Source organism: Idiomarina sp. UBA4206 (genome assembly GCF_002383015.1).
Classification (GTDB): domain Bacteria; phylum Pseudomonadota; class Gammaproteobacteria; order Enterobacterales; family Alteromonadaceae; genus Idiomarina; species Idiomarina abyssalis.
Genome location: NZ_DFTS01000033.1, coordinates 5,931 through 6,318 on the forward strand (window position 1 = coordinate 5,931; position 388 = coordinate 6,318).

Annotated in this window: 1 protein-coding gene; it reads right to left on the reverse strand. The window is 45.1% G+C overall.

The genetic code is table 11. From position 1 onward, the window contains the following. Positions 1 to 388, reverse strand: a 388-nt coding sequence (locus B3180_RS06970; protein WP_286843729.1) for an Hsp70 family protein, incomplete at both ends; no start/stop codon positions are given.

The following is a 388-nucleotide window of genomic DNA, read 5'->3' on the forward strand; positions in this document are numbered from 1 at the left end:
CTGCGACGCTTCCATCAGCGCTTGAGATTTTGCATCAATGGCTTCTTTATCACCATCTTTAGACGCTTGCTCAAGTTCTTCACAAGCTTTCTCAATCGCATCTTTGTCTTCCTGAGACAAGGCATCGCCAACTTCTTTCAGCTGGTTACGGGTTGCGTGAACCAAACCATCGGCCTGGTTACGTGCCTGAACCATTTCTTCAAATTTCTTATCTTCCTCAGCGTGAGCCTCGGCATCTTTAACCATTTTATCGACTTCAGACTCATCCAGACCAGAAGATGCTTTGATCGTAATCTTCTGCTCTTTACCTGTGTCTTTATCTTTGGCTGATACGTGCAGAATACCGTCCGCATCAATGTCAAAAGTAACTTCAATTTGTGGCACACCG